At 57.2% G+C, this 16,914-nt stretch carries 16 protein-coding genes and 1 riboswitch; of the genes, 2 read left to right on the top strand and 14 right to left on the bottom strand.

Translation table 11 applies throughout. The annotated features are described in order from the left end of the window. Positions 1–840 (bottom strand): tRNA pseudouridine(55) synthase TruB (gene truB, locus DSM3645_RS22350; protein WP_002654872.1); only part of this gene is annotated, 840 nt, incomplete at its 3' end. 105 nt (positions 841–945) lie between these two features. Here truB and hemL point away from each other — a divergent pair. Next, positions 946–2,226 (top strand): glutamate-1-semialdehyde 2,1-aminomutase, encoded by a 1,281-nt coding sequence (gene hemL, locus DSM3645_RS22355; protein ID WP_002654873.1) that lies wholly within the window; start codon positions 946–948, stop codon positions 2,224–2,226. 83 nt (positions 2,227–2,309) lie between these two features. Here the strand turns inward: hemL and DSM3645_RS22360 are convergent, their stop codons facing one another. The 12 genes from DSM3645_RS22360 to DSM3645_RS22415 form a co-directional block, all read right to left on the bottom strand. Next, complete coding sequence (locus DSM3645_RS22360; RefSeq protein WP_002654874.1) at positions 2,310–3,278, bottom strand: tetratricopeptide repeat protein; 969 nt, start codon at positions 3,276–3,278, stop codon at positions 2,310–2,312. Between the two features lie 279 nt (positions 3,279–3,557). Beyond that, positions 3,558–4,094, bottom strand: coding sequence for a hypothetical protein (locus DSM3645_RS22365; protein ID WP_002654875.1), 537 nt, complete (start codon positions 4,092–4,094; stop codon positions 3,558–3,560). 236 nt (positions 4,095–4,330) lie between these two features. Then, the gene (locus DSM3645_RS22370) at positions 4,331–5,293 is read right to left on the bottom strand and encodes a type II secretion system F family protein (protein WP_040352930.1); all 963 of its coding nucleotides are present in this window, start codon (positions 5,291–5,293) and stop codon (positions 4,331–4,333) included. A 7-nt stretch (positions 5,294–5,300) separates the two neighbouring features. Next, on the bottom strand, positions 5,301–6,263 hold the full coding sequence (locus tag DSM3645_RS22375) for a type II secretion system F family protein (protein ID WP_002654877.1): 963 nt from the start codon (positions 6,261–6,263) through the stop codon (positions 5,301–5,303). Between the two features lie 37 nt (positions 6,264–6,300). Next, positions 6,301–7,626 (bottom strand): CpaF family protein, encoded by a 1,326-nt coding sequence (locus tag DSM3645_RS22380; protein ID WP_002654878.1) that lies wholly within the window; start codon positions 7,624–7,626, stop codon positions 6,301–6,303. A gap of 285 nt (positions 7,627–7,911) precedes the next feature. Next, positions 7,912–9,165, bottom strand: a complete 1,254-nt coding sequence (locus DSM3645_RS22385) for a response regulator (RefSeq protein ID WP_002654879.1) — start codon at positions 9,163–9,165, stop codon at positions 7,912–7,914. Between the two features lie 98 nt (positions 9,166–9,263). After that, positions 9,264–10,898: a type II and III secretion system protein family protein gene (locus DSM3645_RS28855; RefSeq protein WP_050769486.1), complete on the bottom strand. Its 1,635-nt coding sequence runs from the start codon at positions 10,896–10,898 to the stop codon at positions 9,264–9,266. 76 nt (positions 10,899–10,974) lie between these two features. Then, positions 10,975–12,117, bottom strand: coding sequence for a Flp pilus assembly protein CpaB (gene cpaB, locus DSM3645_RS28860; RefSeq protein WP_050769487.1), 1,143 nt, complete (start codon positions 12,115–12,117; stop codon positions 10,975–10,977). Between the two features lie 186 nt (positions 12,118–12,303). Continuing rightward, the gene (locus tag DSM3645_RS22400; RefSeq protein WP_315849866.1) at positions 12,304–12,750 is read right to left on the bottom strand and encodes a TadE/TadG family type IV pilus assembly protein; all 447 of its coding nucleotides are present in this window, start codon (positions 12,748–12,750) and stop codon (positions 12,304–12,306) included. A gap of 74 nt (positions 12,751–12,824) precedes the next feature. Next, positions 12,825–13,391, bottom strand: coding sequence for an A24 family peptidase (locus tag DSM3645_RS22405; protein ID WP_050769488.1), 567 nt, complete (start codon positions 13,389–13,391; stop codon positions 12,825–12,827). 321 nt (positions 13,392–13,712) lie between these two features. Beyond that, positions 13,713–13,916, bottom strand: coding sequence for a Flp family type IVb pilin (locus tag DSM3645_RS22410; RefSeq protein WP_002654885.1), 204 nt, complete (start codon positions 13,914–13,916; stop codon positions 13,713–13,715). A gap of 182 nt (positions 13,917–14,098) precedes the next feature. Then, positions 14,099–14,174, bottom strand: a riboswitch (cyclic di-GMP riboswitch). A 389-nt stretch (positions 14,175–14,563) separates the two neighbouring features. Further along, positions 14,564–15,916 (bottom strand): MFS transporter, encoded by a 1,353-nt coding sequence (locus DSM3645_RS22415; protein ID WP_116344554.1) that lies wholly within the window; start codon positions 15,914–15,916, stop codon positions 14,564–14,566. Between the two features lie 289 nt (positions 15,917–16,205). Here DSM3645_RS22415 and DSM3645_RS22420 point away from each other — a divergent pair, with 289 nt between their 5' ends. Then, the gene (locus DSM3645_RS22420) at positions 16,206–16,670 is read left to right on the top strand and encodes a RidA family protein (RefSeq protein WP_002654887.1); all 465 of its coding nucleotides are present in this window, start codon (positions 16,206–16,208) and stop codon (positions 16,668–16,670) included. Here DSM3645_RS22420 and DSM3645_RS31475 read toward each other — a convergent pair. Further along, positions 16,667–16,914: hypothetical protein (locus tag DSM3645_RS31475; RefSeq protein ID WP_237564912.1), on the bottom strand; the 248-nt coding region annotated here is incomplete at its 5' end. The genes DSM3645_RS22420 and DSM3645_RS31475 overlap by 4 nt on opposite strands.

Here is a 16,914-nt window from a genome sequence, read left to right on the forward strand (position 1 = left end):
CCAGCGTTGGTCTTCGCGGCGGGTCAAGATCGCGATCAGACGTCCTTGCTGGTCCATAGCGGCGATTTCGGCGGCCGGGCTTTCCATGGTCGCGCGGATACCGCGGGCATAGATCATCTCGTTCACCTCTTCTGGGGTGAGCGTGATCTGCGGCGCCTGGGAGACCGCGGTTGAGAGCGGGGACAAATTCTCGGCGACGCTTTCGGCGCTCAGCTCATCCAGCGGGATGGCGTCTTCCAGGCGAAAATCGCCGATCGCCGTTCGCTGTAGACCAGTCATCACGGCGCCGCTGCCGAGTCGCTCGCCGATATCTCGTCCTAAAGCGCGCATGTAGGTGCCGCCGCCGCACAGTACGTCGATCTCGAACCGGGGATATTCAAAACCGCGAAGCGTGATTTCATAGATCGTAATCGGACGCGGCGCCAGTTCGACTGCGGCGCCTTGTCGAGCGAGTTTGTAGGCGCGCTTTCCATCGACCTTGATCGCTGAAAAGGTGGAAGGACGCTGCAGAATTTCTCCGACAAACTCGGGTAAGATCGCCGTCAGCTGCGCAGCGGAAATCTCCGGCGCGTCGACGATCTCGGTCACCACCCCTTCCAAATCTTCAGTATCGCTCGTTTTCCCTAATTCAAACTGGCCGACATACCGCTTGGGCATTTGCTGCAGATATTCAATCAACCGCGTGCCGCTGCCGACGCAGCAAATCAGGACGCCGGTCGCCAAAGGATCCAGCGTGCCGGCATGCCCTACTTTGGCCGGGCGGACAAATCGATTGACTCGATTTACGGCGTCGCGTGAGGTCCACCCCGGCGGTTTGTGAATGTTGAGAATGCCGTGCATGTTTCGGGAACAAAGGGGGAAGGCAGTAGCGAAATCAGCGGTTTCGACTATAAAACTAAGAAGTGTTTCCCTCTCGCAACAGGCCCCACCGAGAAGTTCCCCTCTATGTCACGCACTCGCAGCCACGAAATTTTCCAGCGCGCTTTACAATTGATGCCCGGCGGCGTGAACAGCCCGGCCCGTGCTTTTGGCGGAGTCGGCGGCGAGCCGCTGGTCTTCGAGCGGGGCGAAGGCGCCTATTTGATCGACGTCGACGGCAATCGCTACATCGACTACATCGGCTCGTGGGGGCCGATGATTCTGGGCCATGGAAACGAGCAGGTCCGCGCCGCGATTCACGCGGCCGTCGATCAAGGGACCAGCTTCGGTGCGCCGACCGAACGTGAGAATACCCTCGCTGAATTGATCATCGAGTTGGTTCCGTCGGTCGAGAAGGTACGCCTGGTCAATAGCGGCACCGAAGCGACGATGAGCGCGATCCGCGTGGCCCGCGGCTTTACGGGGCGCAACAAGATCATCAAGTTCGCCGGCAACTACCATGGCCATGTCGACAGTTTGCTGGTCGCCGCCGGCAGCGCCGCAGCGACGTTGGGCGTTCCCAATTCGCCGGGAGTCACGCCGGGCACGACCGCCGACACGATCGTCTTGCCGTACAACGATCCGGCCGCATTAGCCGCCGTGTTTGAACAGCACGGCGACGATTTGGCCTGTGTGATTTTTGAGCCGATCGTCGGCAATATGGGAACCGTCATTCCGAAGCCGGAGTTTCTCGCGGCGATTCGCGAGTTGTGCACCAAGCATGGCGCGGTGATGCTGATGGACGAAGTGATGACCGGATTTCGGGTCGCGCTCGGCGGCGCCCAGCAGTTGTTTGGGGTGACGCCGGACCTGACGACGATGGGGAAGATCGTCGGCGGCGGTTTGCCGATCGCCGCGTACGGCGGCAGGGCCGACATCATGAACCACGTCCTGCCGGCGGGCCAAGTCTTCCAAGCAGGCACCCTGAGCGGAAATCCGCTCGCGACCGCCGCAGGAATTGCGACCTTGTCGATTCTGAAAGAAACGAATCCTTATCCGCGCTTAGAGCAATTGGGCGAGCGTCTGATGACGGGCCTGGCCAAAGCGGCGGCCGACGCCGGAGCCCCTTATTCGGTAGCAAGGGTTGGCAGTATGGCGACCCTCTTTTTTGGCGCCGGCACGGTCGTCGACTGGGACACCGCCGAGAAGAGCGACACCGAGCGCTACGCCGACTTCTTCTGGGGCCTGATCGATCGCGGAGTTTACTTTCCCTGCAGTCAGTTCGAGGCGCTCTTCATCTCGGTGACGCATACCGACGAAGATATCGATACGACAATCGCCGCGGCGCGAGCCAGCCTGCAAGCCTAAGTTCCGGCGAATTCGACAACAAGAAAAGCAGAACGCCGACCTAAAGGACGGCGTTCTGCTTTTTGGGAATCAATCGATGTCGTCTAGCGACGAAACGAAGGAGCCGTCTGCATGGCGCTTCCGGAGTTTTGATTAAAATTCAGCTGCGGCGGGCTGGGAGCGGCGGGCAGCCGACGCAAGTTCTGCTGAGATCCGCGTGACGGCAAGCTGGCGACCTCAGGCTGGCCTCGATCCAGGATCGACAACAACTGGCGAGCCGCATTCAAACTCGGGTCTTTTTCGATCGCCATGTTCAAATGGACGCGGGCCAGCTGGGCGTCTCCCCGCTTGTAGAGCAGGTAGCCAAGGTTGTAGTGGGCCGGCGCTGCGCCATGAGCGTATTCCAACTGCGAAAATGCTTCTTCTAGACGATTCGCATCGACCAGCGCACTGGCCATGTTGTTGCGATAGCGTTTGTTCTCTGGCTCGATCGTCGTGGCCTTGTAGATCGCGCTCATCGCGTCATCAAAACGCTTCGATTTCAAATAGCAAAGCCCCAGATCGTTCATCGCGACGGCGCTGTCGGGATGCGCGGCGGCCGCTTTTTGGTAGTACTCCAGCGCTGCGGGCGATTTCCCTTGGCGATCGAGCAGCCGAGCGTAACTGAGCAGCGCGTACAGATTGTCCGGATACTCTTCGATCGCTTTCAAATACTGCTTCGCGGCGCCATCAAAGTCCCCTTGCTGCTCATGCATGCGGCCCGAGCCCAGGTAGACCGCCGCGTTCAGATGATCGGGGGTGTTCGCCAGGCTGAGCGGGTCATCGGCCGGCACGGTCTTCGATTTGATGGTAAAAGCGTCGGAGATGCTTTTACCGGCGCTCTTCAACGTTGCGGTGAAACCGCTGTCGCTGGATTTTTGGTTCTTCTTCGCTTCGGTCTCCCGAATATATTCGTCGAGAGTCGTCGATTCGCTCTTGTCGCTTGTAAACTGCACCTGCCGGACATTAAACGACGGTAGATTGCCAAGCAAACCGCCGCTCGTCTCTTCGGCGTTTAGCGGGGAAGTCCACATAGCGCTAGCCAGCGCGACCGATGCAATACCTGCACGCAGCGAATGCGAATTGAATAGTGTCTTGTTCAGGGCCACGCGACATCTCCGTGCGAACGCGCTTGTGGGCTGCTAGCACCAGCCGCACTAATAATCGGAATAACCTGCCCGTTTACTTTTCGACGAAAGTTGCCGTCGCTCTGCACCGAAAATGGGCGCGAGCGGCAACCAAGCCGATATCTGGCGATGTTTTCCCGTAAGCGGCGCCCCCTGCCGGCGCCGCTACCGTGACGTTTACCCCGCTTACGGCGATACCGACTGAGCCGCCGGCAAACGAGGAGCCGGGATCGAGCCGCGCTCGGCGCGGTAGATGTCGTCGATAAAGTCGGCCGGACGACCGTAAGGCTCAGCTCCTGATTCGTAAACCTCCGGATGTGCGTCCGGCCCCAGCATACGGGCTATCGCAGCATGAACCGAAGCCAAACGCGCTTGCGTCGCATTTTGCGTCAACGAAGTTTTGACAAAGACGGCGCGGCGGTCAGGCAGCCCTTCCAGGATCTGGCGAATCTTCATCTCGCCGCCGCGGGTGATTTCGTTCGTCTCACTATTAAAGTGATGATCGCCCAGCGTGTTCTGCAAGCGGATGCCGTTCGCCGTCATTTGGCTCAAAAAGTTCCGCGTCGCCATGCGGTCGTAGGTGAGGAACGGTTCTGGCCAGCATGCGTTCCGCGCGTGGTCGACTTTGGAACCTTCCCAGAATTCACGCCAACCGGCGTCGCACGATCCCGCCATGATAAAAGCGGCGGCGATGGCAAGCGCGATTCCCTGACCTCGATACATCCGTCTATCTCCTCAGATGGGGCTAGTCCTACTAGCTCGGTAGTTCTTATCGCGCCTGCGCGATCTGCCCGTTGGCCCGGTGCTTATTGGGCTTATCGGAAAAACACGCACAGCGCAGCCAACTACTGCCGCTGAGACGGTACAGATTCACATTTACCCCCACCTCTAACCAAAAAACCTGGCCGCACTTGGTGCGGCCAGGTTGAGTCAGGTAAAGTTTGCGGATTGCAACGGCGTTAACTGTTGGCCGCCATCATCGGCAGCATCTCGCGAATCACGGTGATCGCCGCCGGTCCGACAAGCACTACAAAGATGCCGGGGAAAATGAAGAAGACCAGCGGGAAGATCATTTTCACCGCCGTCTTGGCCGCTTTCTCTTCGGCGATCTGACGGCGCCGCGTTCGCATCGAATCGCTTTGCACGCGTAACGCTTGAGAGATGCTAGAGCCGAATTTGTCGGCTTGAATCAAGATCGCCGCCAGCGAACGCAAATCGTCCACGCCGGTGCGATTGCCAAGTTCGTGCAACACGTCGCTGCGTTGGCGACCGACTTGCAGTTGGAAATTGCAGAGCCCGAATTCTTCTGCGATCACGCGATACGTCTTTTTCATTTCTTCCGAAACGCGACGCATCGCCTGATCCAGGCCGAGTCCCGCTTCCACGCAGACGACCATCAGGTCAAGCGCGTCCGGTAAGCCGCGGAAGATCTGTTCTTTGCGTTTCTTGCCGAGATACCACAGGCCAATCGAAGGAATATAAAACGAGATGCCGGCGATCGCGATCCCTTTGAAGAGGTCGCTTTGATTGTAGTTGCCGAGCAGCACCACCAATCCGCCGCCGACGATCAAGCCGATCAGCAACGAGGCGAATTTCAACCCGAGGAAAATGTTGGGCGCGGCCTCGCTTCGAAAGCCGGCGTGCGTGAGCCGTTCCTTCAGCGCATTGGCGTCCTTCGCGTTCTTGGGTTGCAGCGGGGCCGCGAAGGCCGGCGTCGCTTTCTCCAACACCTTGGAAACGGCGTTGCCGGAGCGGTCTTCCCGATTTTTTTTACCAATCGGATCTTTAATATCGTCCAGTCGATCTTCGGCGCGCGTGGCGCTGGGAGACCACGAATCAATCAACCACCAGACGCCGGCGGTAATTAGACCGAATACGGCGAGCGGCACCAAGATAGCCCAGTTGAGAAATGAAAGGTCCATGGTTCGCTTACACCTTGATGTCGATGATTTTCTGAATGACCCACGCCCCGATCAACTGCATCACGATCGCGACGGCCAGCATTTTGTTTCCGAGCGGATCGGTAAACAGCGTCATCACATAGCCCGGGTTGAGTCGCCATAGTGCGACAAACAGCGCCGGCGGCAGTCCCAACAGCACGATGCCAGAGATACGACCTTCGCCGGTCAGCGCTTGAATCGTGCCAAACAATTCGAGACGTTGTCGCACCAGCCGGCCAATTTTGTCGAGAATCTCGGCCAAGTCGCCGCCGGTCTGACGCTGCAAAATGATCGCGGTGCCAAAGAACTTGAGATCCAAGTTCGGGACGCGTTCGGTCATGTCGGTGATCGCATCTTCGAGCGAAACGCCGAGGTTTTGCGCCTCGAAAACTTTCGCGAATTCACGCCCGATCGGATCGTCCGACTCTTCGCTCACCAGGCGAAACCCGGCGCCCAAGCTATGTCCGGCGCGCAAGGCGCGAGAGATCAGCTCCAGCGCGTCAGGCAATTGCTTGCCAAATTTGGCAAGCCGAGCTTTTCGTTTGAAATGAACCATGGCGAATGGGATTACGCCCAGCAATCCGGCGGTAATCGGCGCGACGTAAAACGGCATGCCTATAGCAATCGGCAAGATTGCGCCGGCCGCCGCTAATCCGCCTGAGATCATCACCAAATTGGCGACCGACATGCTCATGTCGGCCTGATCCAAAAAGAGGCGCAGATTGAAGTACTGCAGAATGTAGGCTTCGATCGCGTTCCCTTCATCCTGAAATCCAGAGAGCAATCCGGCCGCGGGATCGGCGTCTTTGCCGCGCGGCTGACCGGCTCCGGTCAGAACGTCAAGTCGCATCTCGGCTTCTTCGCTTCCCGTATTTCGGAAGCTCAGCGCAACGCCGCCGATCAATGCGGCGATGCCTACAAAGACGACGATCGGAATCAAAATCGACAACATGGGGCAGTACCTCGTATGGCGCCTACCGGGAACGGGATTAGTCGACCAACATCACGCGTTGCCTGAACGCGCTGGCCGGAAGCCGAACGCCTGCCGATTCGAGTCTCGACATAAAGTTCGGCCGGACGCCGGTCGCTTCAAACTGGCCTCGAGCTCGCCCTGTCTCATCAATGCCAGTTTTGTTGTATTTATAGACGTCTTGCATCACGACGGTGTCTTGCTCCATGCCGATCACCTCGGTGATGTGCGTGACGCGGCGCGATCCCCCTTGCATGCGATTGGCCTGAATGATCAAGTCGACCGCACTGGCGATCTGTTGACGCATCGCTTTGATCGGCAAATCAAAGCCGGCCATCGAGATCAGCGTCTCGACACGCGCGATAGCGTCACGCGGAGTATTGGCGTGGATCGTGGTCATCGAACCTTCGTGACCCGTGTTCATCGCTTGCAGCATGTCAAGCGTTTCGCCGCCGCGACATTCGCCGATGATGATTCGTTCAGGCCGCATACGCAGAGCGTTTCGCACCAGATCAGTCGCCGTAACCGAGCCCTTCCCTTCGACGTTGGAAGGTCGCGTTTCCAACCGCACGACGTGATCTTGCTGCAGCTGAAGTTCCGCCGCGTCTTCGATCGTCACGATCCGTTCGGAAGCCGAAATGAAACTTGACAGCGTGTTGAGCAGAGTCGTCTTGCCAGAACCGGTGCCGCCGGAAATGATGATGTTCAAGCGGGCTTTGATCGCCCCTTCTAACAGCATCACCATCTCGGGCGTGAACGCTTTGTAGTTGAGCAGGTCTTCCAGCTTCAGCGGATTCGAGCCGAAACGGCGAATCGACACGGCGGCGCCATCCAGCGCCAGCGGCGGAATGATCGCGTTAAAACGAGAGCCGTCCGGCAGGCGAGCATCGACCATCGGACAGGTTTCGTCAACGCGACGACCGACGCGAGAAACGATGCGATCGATGATTTGCAGCAGGTGGTTGTTGTCGCGAAAAGTCACCGGGCTCTTCTCGAGCCGACCATTTTTTTCGCAATAGATTTGCTTGGGACCGTTGATCAGAATATCGCTGATCGCATGATCTTTCAGCAGCAATTCGAGCGGTCCCAGGCCGAAAGTCTCGTCCAGAACTTCTTCGATTAGCCGTTCGCGTTCGTTGCGATTAAGCAACGTTTCTTCCGTGTCGCAGAGATGCTCAACTACCAGGCGGATTTCGCGGCGCAATACTTCGCCTTCGAGTTCGCCCACCTTCGAAAGATCAAGCTTGTCGACCAGCTTGCCATGAATGCGACGCTTCAAGTTCTCGAACTCGGCCTGTTTAGCGTCTCCGTTTTTCGCTTCTGAGTTCAATGATCGTACGGACATGTCTATTCTCCGCGTCGGCTTCATGCGACGCACAATGCGAATGTTTCAGAAATCGAGCGCATACCGTCAGGGGCGACGGCCACTGGACCTCGTGAAAAACATACGTCATACGATTGACAATGCCGGAAGAATTTCGGCGACCCTGCCTGGAGATTGGGTCGTATCGATAGTGCAGAACAAAACGACTGCGAAAGCACCAGGAGAAGAGGATTGCAAAATGGGGTCAGGTCCCATTTTGCATGGCGCCAAGTTTCAGAATGCAGCTTCCCAATCGGAGCCGGCGTCCTACTTGGAGGCGGTCTCTTCGTTGTCTTCGGAAGCGGATCTCGCCTCGGCGTTTTTCCCCCCCAGGAATCCGAACCACCGACTGATGCCGGCTTTGCCGCCGGTTGCGGAGGCCTTCTTGTTTTCGCCAGACAACACGTTGGCCAAACCGGCCATCGCTTGGGTAATGCCGGCGCGGGGAGCCTGTTCGATCAGCGGCACGCCGTTATTGCGAACTTCGACCATTACGCGATAGTCGTTCGGGATCTGCCAAAAGATCTCGCTGCCGATCGTTTCTTGCGCCTTCTTCAGACTGATCTGCCCAGAGTCGAGACCAACGCGATTCACGATGATCCGCGTCTTCTCTTTCAGGCCATCCGTTTCTGAGAATGACATCATCAAGCGGACGACGTTTCGTAGGCAAGGGAGATCCAACTGGATCACCATCAGATTGTCCTGCGCCTCGCGCATCGCGACAAAGTCGAGCGGGCGAAAGCCTTTCGACAAATCGATGATGACATGCGTAAAGGTCGCTTTGAGCAGACCGATCACACGCGTAAAGTCGCTGGGGCTGATCAGCGAATCATCGTGCAATTGCACCGGTCGCGGCAAGAGGTAGAGCCCCGACGAATGTTTGGTGAGCGATCGTTTCAGCAGGTTGAAGTCGAGGCGCTGTATGTTTTGCGCGACGTCAACCAACGTATAGTCGGGAATGGTGTCCAGAAACACGTCCGCGTCGCCCAGGGCCAGATCGAGATCGATCAAAACGACGTTGTTCTTTTCGTTGGACGCCAACAAGCAGCCAAGATTGACCGCCAAACTGGTGGCGCCGACGCCGCCGGTCGCTCCACCCACGGTTATCACGCGGCAACCGCGCGAGCGTGATTCCCCTTTGCCGAACTTCTGACTGCTGATCCGCTCTAGCGCCGCCATCAAATCTTCGAGCACCACCGGGTGCGTCAAAAACTCTTTGGCCCCAGCACGCATCGCACGCAAGATTAGATTGCCGTCGGTCGAAGCGCTGATGACCAGAATGCTGCACTCCGGATTGGCGTCATGCAGCTCTTCGATCAGCGCTAGTCCTTTCTCGGGACTAGCGTCCAGCGAAACGATCCCGATGTCGGGATTGGTCTGTCCAACGACGTCCGCGAAGAACTCGTACCGAGAGCATTCAGCTTCGAGCCAAATGACTTCCATGCTGAGCAAAGTCGACTTCAGTTTTTCTCGGGTCGAGTCGGTTGGATCTACCAGAGCGACTCGCAATACGTTGTTCATAGCCGACATACTTCTTAATGCGACGTCTAGCGCTGCGAAAGACGGATTTAGGCAGGGTGCAAGTTAAGAAAGTGTAGTGCGCAATTCCGGCGCCGCGACTAAAATCTTAACGAGTCATAACCTACCGGCCCAATCAGCGTCGGTTCGGACTGAGCCGGCTGAAGCGGATTTGACGCTTCGACCGTCGAGCCTTTGGGCGGAGCCATCGGACTGATCCGCACCGGCGTCGCCGGAACCGGTTGCTGGGCCGGCATTCGCATTTGCATCGATTGGCTCGCCGCAGCCGGTTCGATCATTTCGATCACCGGCGGACCAGGCGCGATATTCTCGCCGTCGTAAGGTCCAATCATCCCCGGTTCGCTAATGCAGGCTCCCCCCGGCGGGCAAGCCGGAACTTCCACATAACCGCGTCCGTAAAGTTCGCAGTCGGTCGTGATTCCGGTGTTGGAACCGGGATATTCGCAAGGAACTTCTTCCGGATTCAATGCTCCGACCAGTTCCGGCGTCACGATGATCAACAGTTCCACTTCGTTGCGTGAATCGGTATTCCGACGAAATGCGGCGCCCACCCAGGGGAGATCGGCCAGATAGGGAAGACCCCGCGTTTCGGTTTCGATTTTCTCCTGAATCAAGCCCGCCAAAGCGAACGACTGTCCCGCTTTCATTTCGACGGCGGTATCGACCCAACGAAGCCGGAAACCAGGCGTGCCGTTAATCGCGACACTATAGTCCGGCTCACTGACTTCCGGACGAACTTCCAGCTTCAGATTTCCGTTGCCCAGCACGATCGGCACAAAGTCGACTCGCGTACCGTACTGCTTGTACTCGATGGACGTGGTGCCGAGACCCGATGCGACTTGGATCGGCACTTCACCGCCAGACAGGAAGCTGGCAGGACGACCGCTAATCGTCGTCAACGTCGGTTCCGCCGACAACTTGGCGACGTTGTTTTGGCGCAGCGCGTCGAGAAATCCGAAAAACTGCGTGCTAGATCCAAGCACGCCAAACTGCACCGTCTGCCCGGTGGCGCCCAGTGCGTCACGAGCCCCCGACGTGAGGACGCCGGCTGGGGTCAAAACATTGGCCGCGGTCGACGAGATAAAGTAGTCGGATCCGATCGCCGCCCAGTCGATGCCCAATCGGCGCAACTTGGTTCGCGATACTTCATAGACTTTGACCTTCAGCATGACCTGCTGAACGCCGCCGACGGTAATGTTATTGATGACTTTCGGATAATAGTCTTCGGCCATGGCGACGATCCGGCTGACCGCTTCCGGCCGATCGACGTAGCCTGACAGAACGACGCTGCTCGCCAGGGGGCGAACTTTGATCGACGAGTTGGGAAACTCGGTTTCCAACAACAGCTGCAGTTCGCGGCCGTCGCCGATGACGATGATGTCGATCGTATGGATCGTACCATCTTCGTTCCACAGGTTGACTTGCGTCACGCCTGGCTTGAGCGCGGAAACCTGAATCTTGTTGGGTGAAAGCGGCGTCAACCGCAGCAAGTCAGGATTGTTCACCTGCGCCTTCGGAATCTTCTCGTCCAGCGTGAAGATGCGACTGGAGTTAACCATCATCTCCAAACGCTGATTGGGCGCGTCGACCTTGAAGTTGACGTTTGGCACGGCGCCCATATCTTGGGCGTTCGCGGCTGGCGTCGCGATTGCAATCAGCAAACAGGCGACGCCGTAGCTGTACAAGAACCCCAAAGGGCGGCGAGAAATCATCATCCGTGAACATCCTTGCGTATTGGGCGCGAGTCCAGTCCGTGTCCTCGCGTACCCGAATCGAATTCCGTTTTTCTACTTAATCATCCAGGCCCAGGGGCGCCGCTTGATCCTGCGACGCATCGTCTTGTTGCAAAGCGTCGCCGCTTTGCGTCGCATCCGCTGTCGATTGTCCTGTAGACGAGCCGGCCCCACTGGGAGCAAAGCCCGATCCTATCGGCGTCGATCCCAATCCTTGCATTGGAAGCGAAACCGGCGCCGCCGCCGAAGAACCCGCCGCGCCTGGCGCGACTTCCAACGGCAGCTTTCCATCTTGTCCGAACTCAAAGCGACGAACTCCATTCGGATCGAGCAGATCCATCGTCCACTCCGGCCCCGTTTCAACCGGCATTTCGACCGGTTTGCTGCCGCCATAGTTTTGCAGGAATCCCAGGAAACCGCCGTTATCCGGCTTCGCTTGGGCGATCGGCTTCTTTTTCTGCTTGGGATCGGCGTCTTCATCGATGCCCATCAGCTCTTCCACCGTCGCGTCATCGGTGTCGTCTTCGATGGTGTCATCATCCGGCGGACGCAATGACAAGCTCAGACTTCCCAGTTGGCTCGCCAGCATCAGCACTTCGACCTGGCTCGGTTTCACTAACAGCGAAACGGTCTTGGCCGTGATCGTGTTTCCCTCAGAGTCCGTTTCGCGATGCGTTTGTTCGTTCACCGCGAAAACTCGCACGTTCTTCAAAATCGTGCGGGTCAATGTTTTGTTGATGCTGCCCGAGTTGCGGAGGTAAACCAGCACGTCGACGCGGTCGCCCGGCAAGATCAATCCCGAAGCGGAGGTTTCGGCCGTCACGCGAACCGAGTGCACGCGAAACCCTTTCGGAATCATCTTCGAGGCGCCTTTGTCCTCGTTCGATCCGAACAGCTTGCGTTCCAGAATCGGCTCTCCGGCGTACAAGCGAACGCGCGGTCGGCGATTCTCGATTTCTTCCAGGTTGGTCACCGCTCCCTCAGGCACTTTGTCCTTGGGCCACGGCTCCAGCTTGATCAGCTCGGGCGAAAGTTGTTCGTTGATGTCGATGTCTTCGATCGCGACAAAGATGTTTTCCATCTCCATCTGCGGCGCTGTGGATTGTTGGCTTTTGCTTTCCAGCACCTGACTGATGCCGATCGAAGCCACTAACCCGCAGCCCAGAGCGAATACGATCAGAATTAACGATTTGGGACGCATGAATATTTCCTTAGTTTGCTAGCATCCGTGCCGTCATAATCGAGCTAGCAATGCGCGTCTGGCCGAAGCGCAAAATAGTTAATTCCTTCATCGGCGTACTTGCGACGCGAAGCCAACCCACGCTTTCGCATCGCTACAACCGATGTAGTCGATTCCACTGGCGCAAGTGGCGCCAATCAGATTCGCTTATTTGATTCCTTCACGACGCATCACTGTCTTCGCTTCTAACGTCGTCCCCCCCAGATACATCGGGGAAGGCATCCAACTGACGTCGCTAAACGGAACGCTTATCGTCACCCCCACCGGATCGCCGTTGGATGCGCTGCCGGGGGGATCCGGCGAAACGCGAATTTCCAAGTTGCCGCCGCTCACCGAAGCTTGTTCGAGAAATTCTTCGACCGCTGCGACCACCTCACTGGTAGTCGCCCCGTCGAGAACCGCTCTTCGAGCTCCTTCTCGCGACGCATTGGTAATCACCTGCTGAACCATCACCATCCTGCCGTATTCGATCATGCCGAACACCAGCAGGAAAAACAGGGGAGCCACGATAGCAAACTCGACGACCGCCGCTCCTGTTCGTTTTGATCGGTACAATCGACAAGGTCGATGTAACCTGAACTTCTGCGGCGTCAAAGTCGACCCAGTTTCACACTGCGTCCAAGTTTCTCTATCTACCTCGGCTTCCGCGACGACGGTTCTTGTGGGGGTCATACCAGCATTCCCATCCATATGAAGTAAGCGATCGATCCGATCGCGATCGGGATGCCATACGGAAGCAACATCATCGTCGGCTTCCGCTCGGCGGCGATCGCCGAAAGTTGATTCGGGTCACGGATCGTCAGGATCTCATTCAGAATCATCCAGGCCTGGTTCGAGTGCTTTTCCCAAGCGCCTCGGAACAAGACCATGCCGATCGCCAGCACCGCGCCGACGACAGCCGAAATGCAGAAAGCATAGAAAGTGTGCGTGCCGTACATCCAAGCGCCGACGCCGGCGAGCAGTTTCACGTCGCCTGCGCCCATGCCGCCGATCGCGTAAGCCGGCAACAACAAGGCCAAACCCACGACGGTGCCCAGCATGCTCCAGCCGAGACCTTCCCAGCCGAACGCGATCACGCTGTAAGTCCAGCCGGCGATAATAAACGGAAACGTGATCCAGTTCGGAACCTTCAGCTGAAAGCCGTCAATCACCGCCGCAACGATCAACGTCACGGTTACTACCCAAACCGGCCAATGTTCCGCCATCGAAGCGCCCAAATCGTTTACGTATTCCATGGTTCTCTCCTGGTAGCTCTCCGCCGAGATCAGGCCTCGGTCATTTGCATGAATCGTTGACTTTCGCGCAAAGAGCGCGAAATTATCAAAAAACGTAGCATGCGCCGTACGTGACGACGGACGATGCCGGGCGTTTTCTGCACTTTTCACGACGCCGGCGAGCGGAGCTGCCGCGTCACTGCCATCCCCTTCGCTGCGATTTCGCGCAGCGAAAAAAAGCCCGCATCAACGTCGACCAGCGATGACGTCAAAGGGGCTTTTTCAAATAAGCGCGAAGAGCGTGCGACGTGTTTCGCACGCTCTGCTGGACGTCGCAAGCGACTACGGAGTGGCGCCGCCGGTCGCATTGGCGGTCGACATGTCGTTGCCAATCTTGGTGAACGTGGCGTTCGCCTGGGTGCCGATGGCCTGAATGGCCGTCAAGCATACGATCACGATGAGGGCCAACATCACGGCGTATTCAACCGCGGTGGGGCCATCTTCCGATACCAGGAAATTCTGAATCTTTTGAGCGAGAATGTTCATGAGATCTCCACAAGTGCCTAAAGCGGCATTTAACAAGGATGCGATTTTGATTTTCAGCCGCGACGTTGTCTCCGACGCCGGCCTGCAAAATGCAACTGAAAATCAACCTACGACGAATTTCGCCATGTCCCTCACTCTCGCCTCCGTGGTTCTTACCGCCGCGAACATTCGCGAGCGCACCCTTCGGCAGCCTGGCGTCCACTTACGTGGCCCTTGGCTTTGCGTCCCGACCTCACGATCGGTTTGCCTTTTTCGAGGACGTCTGGCAGCAGGCCATTGCCTGCCTCACCGAACCAACGAGTTTTATGATTGCTCGGAGAATTCCGGAAAAGACAGGAAATGACGGTGACGTTGTGTCACCGAGCAGGGTTTCGCGGTTGGCTACTCCCCTGTTCACTTGAAACCTAGGTCGGAACGATACCGAGTCAAATCTCTCGCTTTAGAAAATCTGGAGAAAATTAGCCAAGTTTTCCGAATTGGCCCAATTTCGGCTGTTTCCTCGAGAAAACGAAGGGAAAACAAAGAGCACGCTTGCTCGCAAAGCGCATAAAAAGGGGCTCGTCTGGTTGGATGAGCCCCTGAATTCGCCCTGATTTGCAACGCAGAACCCTTAAATACAGGAGGCTGCGCGGCGAGTATGCCTTGATTTAGTGCGCCGCAGGCGACGAAGCTTCGTCTTCGGACGTCATCGACGTCTCATCCGCCGCTTTGTCATGAAACAGCAGGCCGAACAAGATCATAATGACGCCAGCGAAAATGCAAGGAATCAGCCAGATCATCCCCCAGTCCATCATCTGCACCGCCTGGCCTCCTAATTCGCCCGCTTTCTCTCTCAGCTCGGCGGCCGCCGCCAGATCGGTCATGCCATACGCCTGAACGGTGAGCTTCTGCGCTTCGGCCTGCAGCGCTTGCGCCTCAGGCGGCGTATACATCTTGACGATGTAGCCAACCAGCTTGGCGCCGATCCCCAGCCCCAAACCTTGCGTCACAAAGACCAGGAACCCTTGCGCCTGACCGCGCAATTCCTTGGAACACTTTTTATCGGTATAGATAAACCCGGTCACAAAGAAGAAGTCGTAGCAGATGCCATGCAGCACGATGCCGGCCAAAACCAACATCCACATGTTGCCCTCATCAGCCGCCGAAAACAGACCATAACGCAGCACCCACGCGAACATCCCGACAAACAACATCCACTTCACGCCCAAATAGGCGAAGAAGATCGGGATCAACAACATGAAGATGATTTCTGAGACTTGTCCGATCGACATCCAAGCGCCAGGACTGGTGAAACCAACCTTGCCGACAAAGACCGGAGCGTAGGCGTAGTAAGCGGCCAGCGGAATGCAGATCAAAAATGAGCTGACGATAAAGACGGCGAACGAACGTTCTTTCATCAGCGCCAACGCGTCGACCCCCATAATCTCGCGGAAGGTCACCTTCTTGCCGGCTGACGGCGGCGGCGTGTGCGGCAAAGCAAAGCTGAACACCCCCAGCGCCAGCGCCGCGGCGCCCGTTATGTAAAACTGCATCTCCGACGTATCCGCTTGAAACACTTTGCTGACGACAAGATTTGCGGCGATCCAACCAATCGTGCCAAACACGCGAATTATCGGGAACTGCCGCTCCTGATTTTCAATGTTATGAAACGCCAGCGTGTTGGTCAGACCCAACGTCGGCATGTAACAGAGCATGTGTAACAGCAGCACGATGATAAATAGCGTTGGACTAATCCCCGCGGCAAACGGCGCGATGAACATTGTGACGCCCCCGAGCAGATGCAGCGTGCCTAGCACCTTTTCGGTCGCGAAATAGCGATCAGCGACAAACCCCAAAAAGAAGGGAGAGATGATCGCCGCGATGGGACCTACCGTATAGGCCCAAGAGACTTCATCAAACATCCCCCGCGAATTCATGAAGTTACCGACGGTGACGTACCAGGCGCCCCAGATGAAAAATTGCAGGAACATCATCATCGAGAGGCTGAACATTGCTGGCATCGCGGGCCCTTTTCTAATGAGATCAAAGTCGTCAGGCGTCGTTTCTCGTTTCGCGAGAAGGTCGCATTCTAGCCTGCGCAGCTATCAGCGTGAAGATTCGCCGCTTCTCGTCACGTTGATTTTGCGCCGAAAATAGCGATCCTTTTTGCTCACACCTCCGTTGGCGCAAATAGCCGCCCAGCTTAGGCAAAGCGTGCGCTGGTGGCCCGTTTATGACGCACACCGCCGGTGTTATACTCCCGCATACATTTCGACCCTTTTTTCCGCCAGAAGTATGAGACCCAAGACGATGAGCGCTGAAGCCAAAATCACCGAACTGAAATTGGAACTCCCCCCGGCGCCCAAAGCGATGGGCGTTTACAAACCGGTCCTAGTCCACAACGGCTTGGCCTATATCTCCGGCCATGGCCCCCTGCAAATGGATGGGACCCTCTCGAAAGGCAAAGTGGGCCAGAGCGTCGATCAACAAGCAGGCTACGACGCCGCGCGTCAAACCGGCCTTGCAATGTTGTCGACGTTGCAAGCGCATCTCGGCAGTCTCGATAAGGTCAAACGCTTGGTCAAAACCTTCGGCATGGTCAACGCCGTCGATGACTTCACCGCGCACCCGGCCGTAATCAACGGCTTCAGCGAATTGATGGCCGAAGTTTTTGGTCCCGACAACGGCATCGCCGCTCGCAGCGCTATCGGCGTCAGCGGACTGCCCGGCGAAATGATCGTCGAAGTCGAAGCGATCTTCGAAGTCGAAGCCTAGTCGTTCGACAAGCACGAACGCCCAACAATCAACAAAGCGGGCGACCTCCGGCATTCGACCCCATCGGACCGGACCGCCCCGCTTTTTTTTTCACCACCCCACAACGCTCTCATCCGCCGTAGCGTGGGTGAAGCAAGCGATTCCAGCCCCCCCATTTCCAACACCATCGCCGCTTGCGCAACCCACGGGTTCCGCCAGTTCGGTAAGTAGTAAGTAGGGTCCGCTGTGCGGACCATCAGCCCTG

Source organism: Blastopirellula marina DSM 3645, assembly GCF_000153105.1.
In the GTDB taxonomy this organism is placed as follows: Bacteria; Planctomycetota; Planctomycetia; order Pirellulales; family Pirellulaceae; genus Blastopirellula; species Blastopirellula marina.

Bases quoted from the DNA above. Each gene is read 5' to 3' on its own strand.
- DSM3645_RS22360 (WP_002654874.1), bottom strand. From the start codon at position 3,278: ATGTGGACTTCCCCGCTAAACGCCGAAGAGACGAGCGGCGGTTTGCTT.
- DSM3645_RS22415 (WP_116344554.1), bottom strand. From the start codon at position 15,916: ATGCCAGCAATGTTCAGCCTCTCGATGATGATGTTCCTGCAATTTTTC.
- DSM3645_RS22420 (WP_002654887.1), top strand. From the start codon at position 16,206: ATGAGCGCTGAAGCCAAAATCACCGAACTGAAATTGGAACTCCCCCCG.
- DSM3645_RS22370 (WP_040352930.1), bottom strand. From the start codon at position 5,293: ATGGACCTTTCATTTCTCAACTGGGCTATCTTGGTGCCGCTCGCCGTA.
- DSM3645_RS22375 (WP_002654877.1), bottom strand. From the start codon at position 6,263: ATGTTGTCGATTTTGATTCCGATCGTCGTCTTTGTAGGCATCGCCGCA.
- DSM3645_RS22405 (WP_050769488.1), bottom strand. From the start codon at position 13,391: ATGGAATACGTAAACGATTTGGGCGCTTCGATGGCGGAACATTGGCCG.
- DSM3645_RS22365 (WP_002654875.1), bottom strand. From the start codon at position 4,094: ATGTATCGAGGTCAGGGAATCGCGCTTGCCATCGCCGCCGCTTTTATC.
- DSM3645_RS28855 (WP_050769486.1), bottom strand. From the start codon at position 10,898: ATGATGATTTCTCGCCGCCCTTTGGGGTTCTTGTACAGCTACGGCGTC.
- hemL (WP_002654873.1), top strand. From the start codon at position 946: ATGTCACGCACTCGCAGCCACGAAATTTTCCAGCGCGCTTTACAATTG.
- DSM3645_RS22410 (WP_002654885.1), bottom strand. From the start codon at position 13,916: ATGAACATTCTCGCTCAAAAGATTCAGAATTTCCTGGTATCGGAAGAT.
- DSM3645_RS22380 (WP_002654878.1), bottom strand. From the start codon at position 7,626: ATGTCCGTACGATCATTGAACTCAGAAGCGAAAAACGGAGACGCTAAA.
- cpaB (WP_050769487.1), bottom strand. From the start codon at position 12,117: ATGCGTCCCAAATCGTTAATTCTGATCGTATTCGCTCTGGGCTGCGGG.
- DSM3645_RS22385 (WP_002654879.1), bottom strand. From the start codon at position 9,165: ATGAACAACGTATTGCGAGTCGCTCTGGTAGATCCAACCGACTCGACC.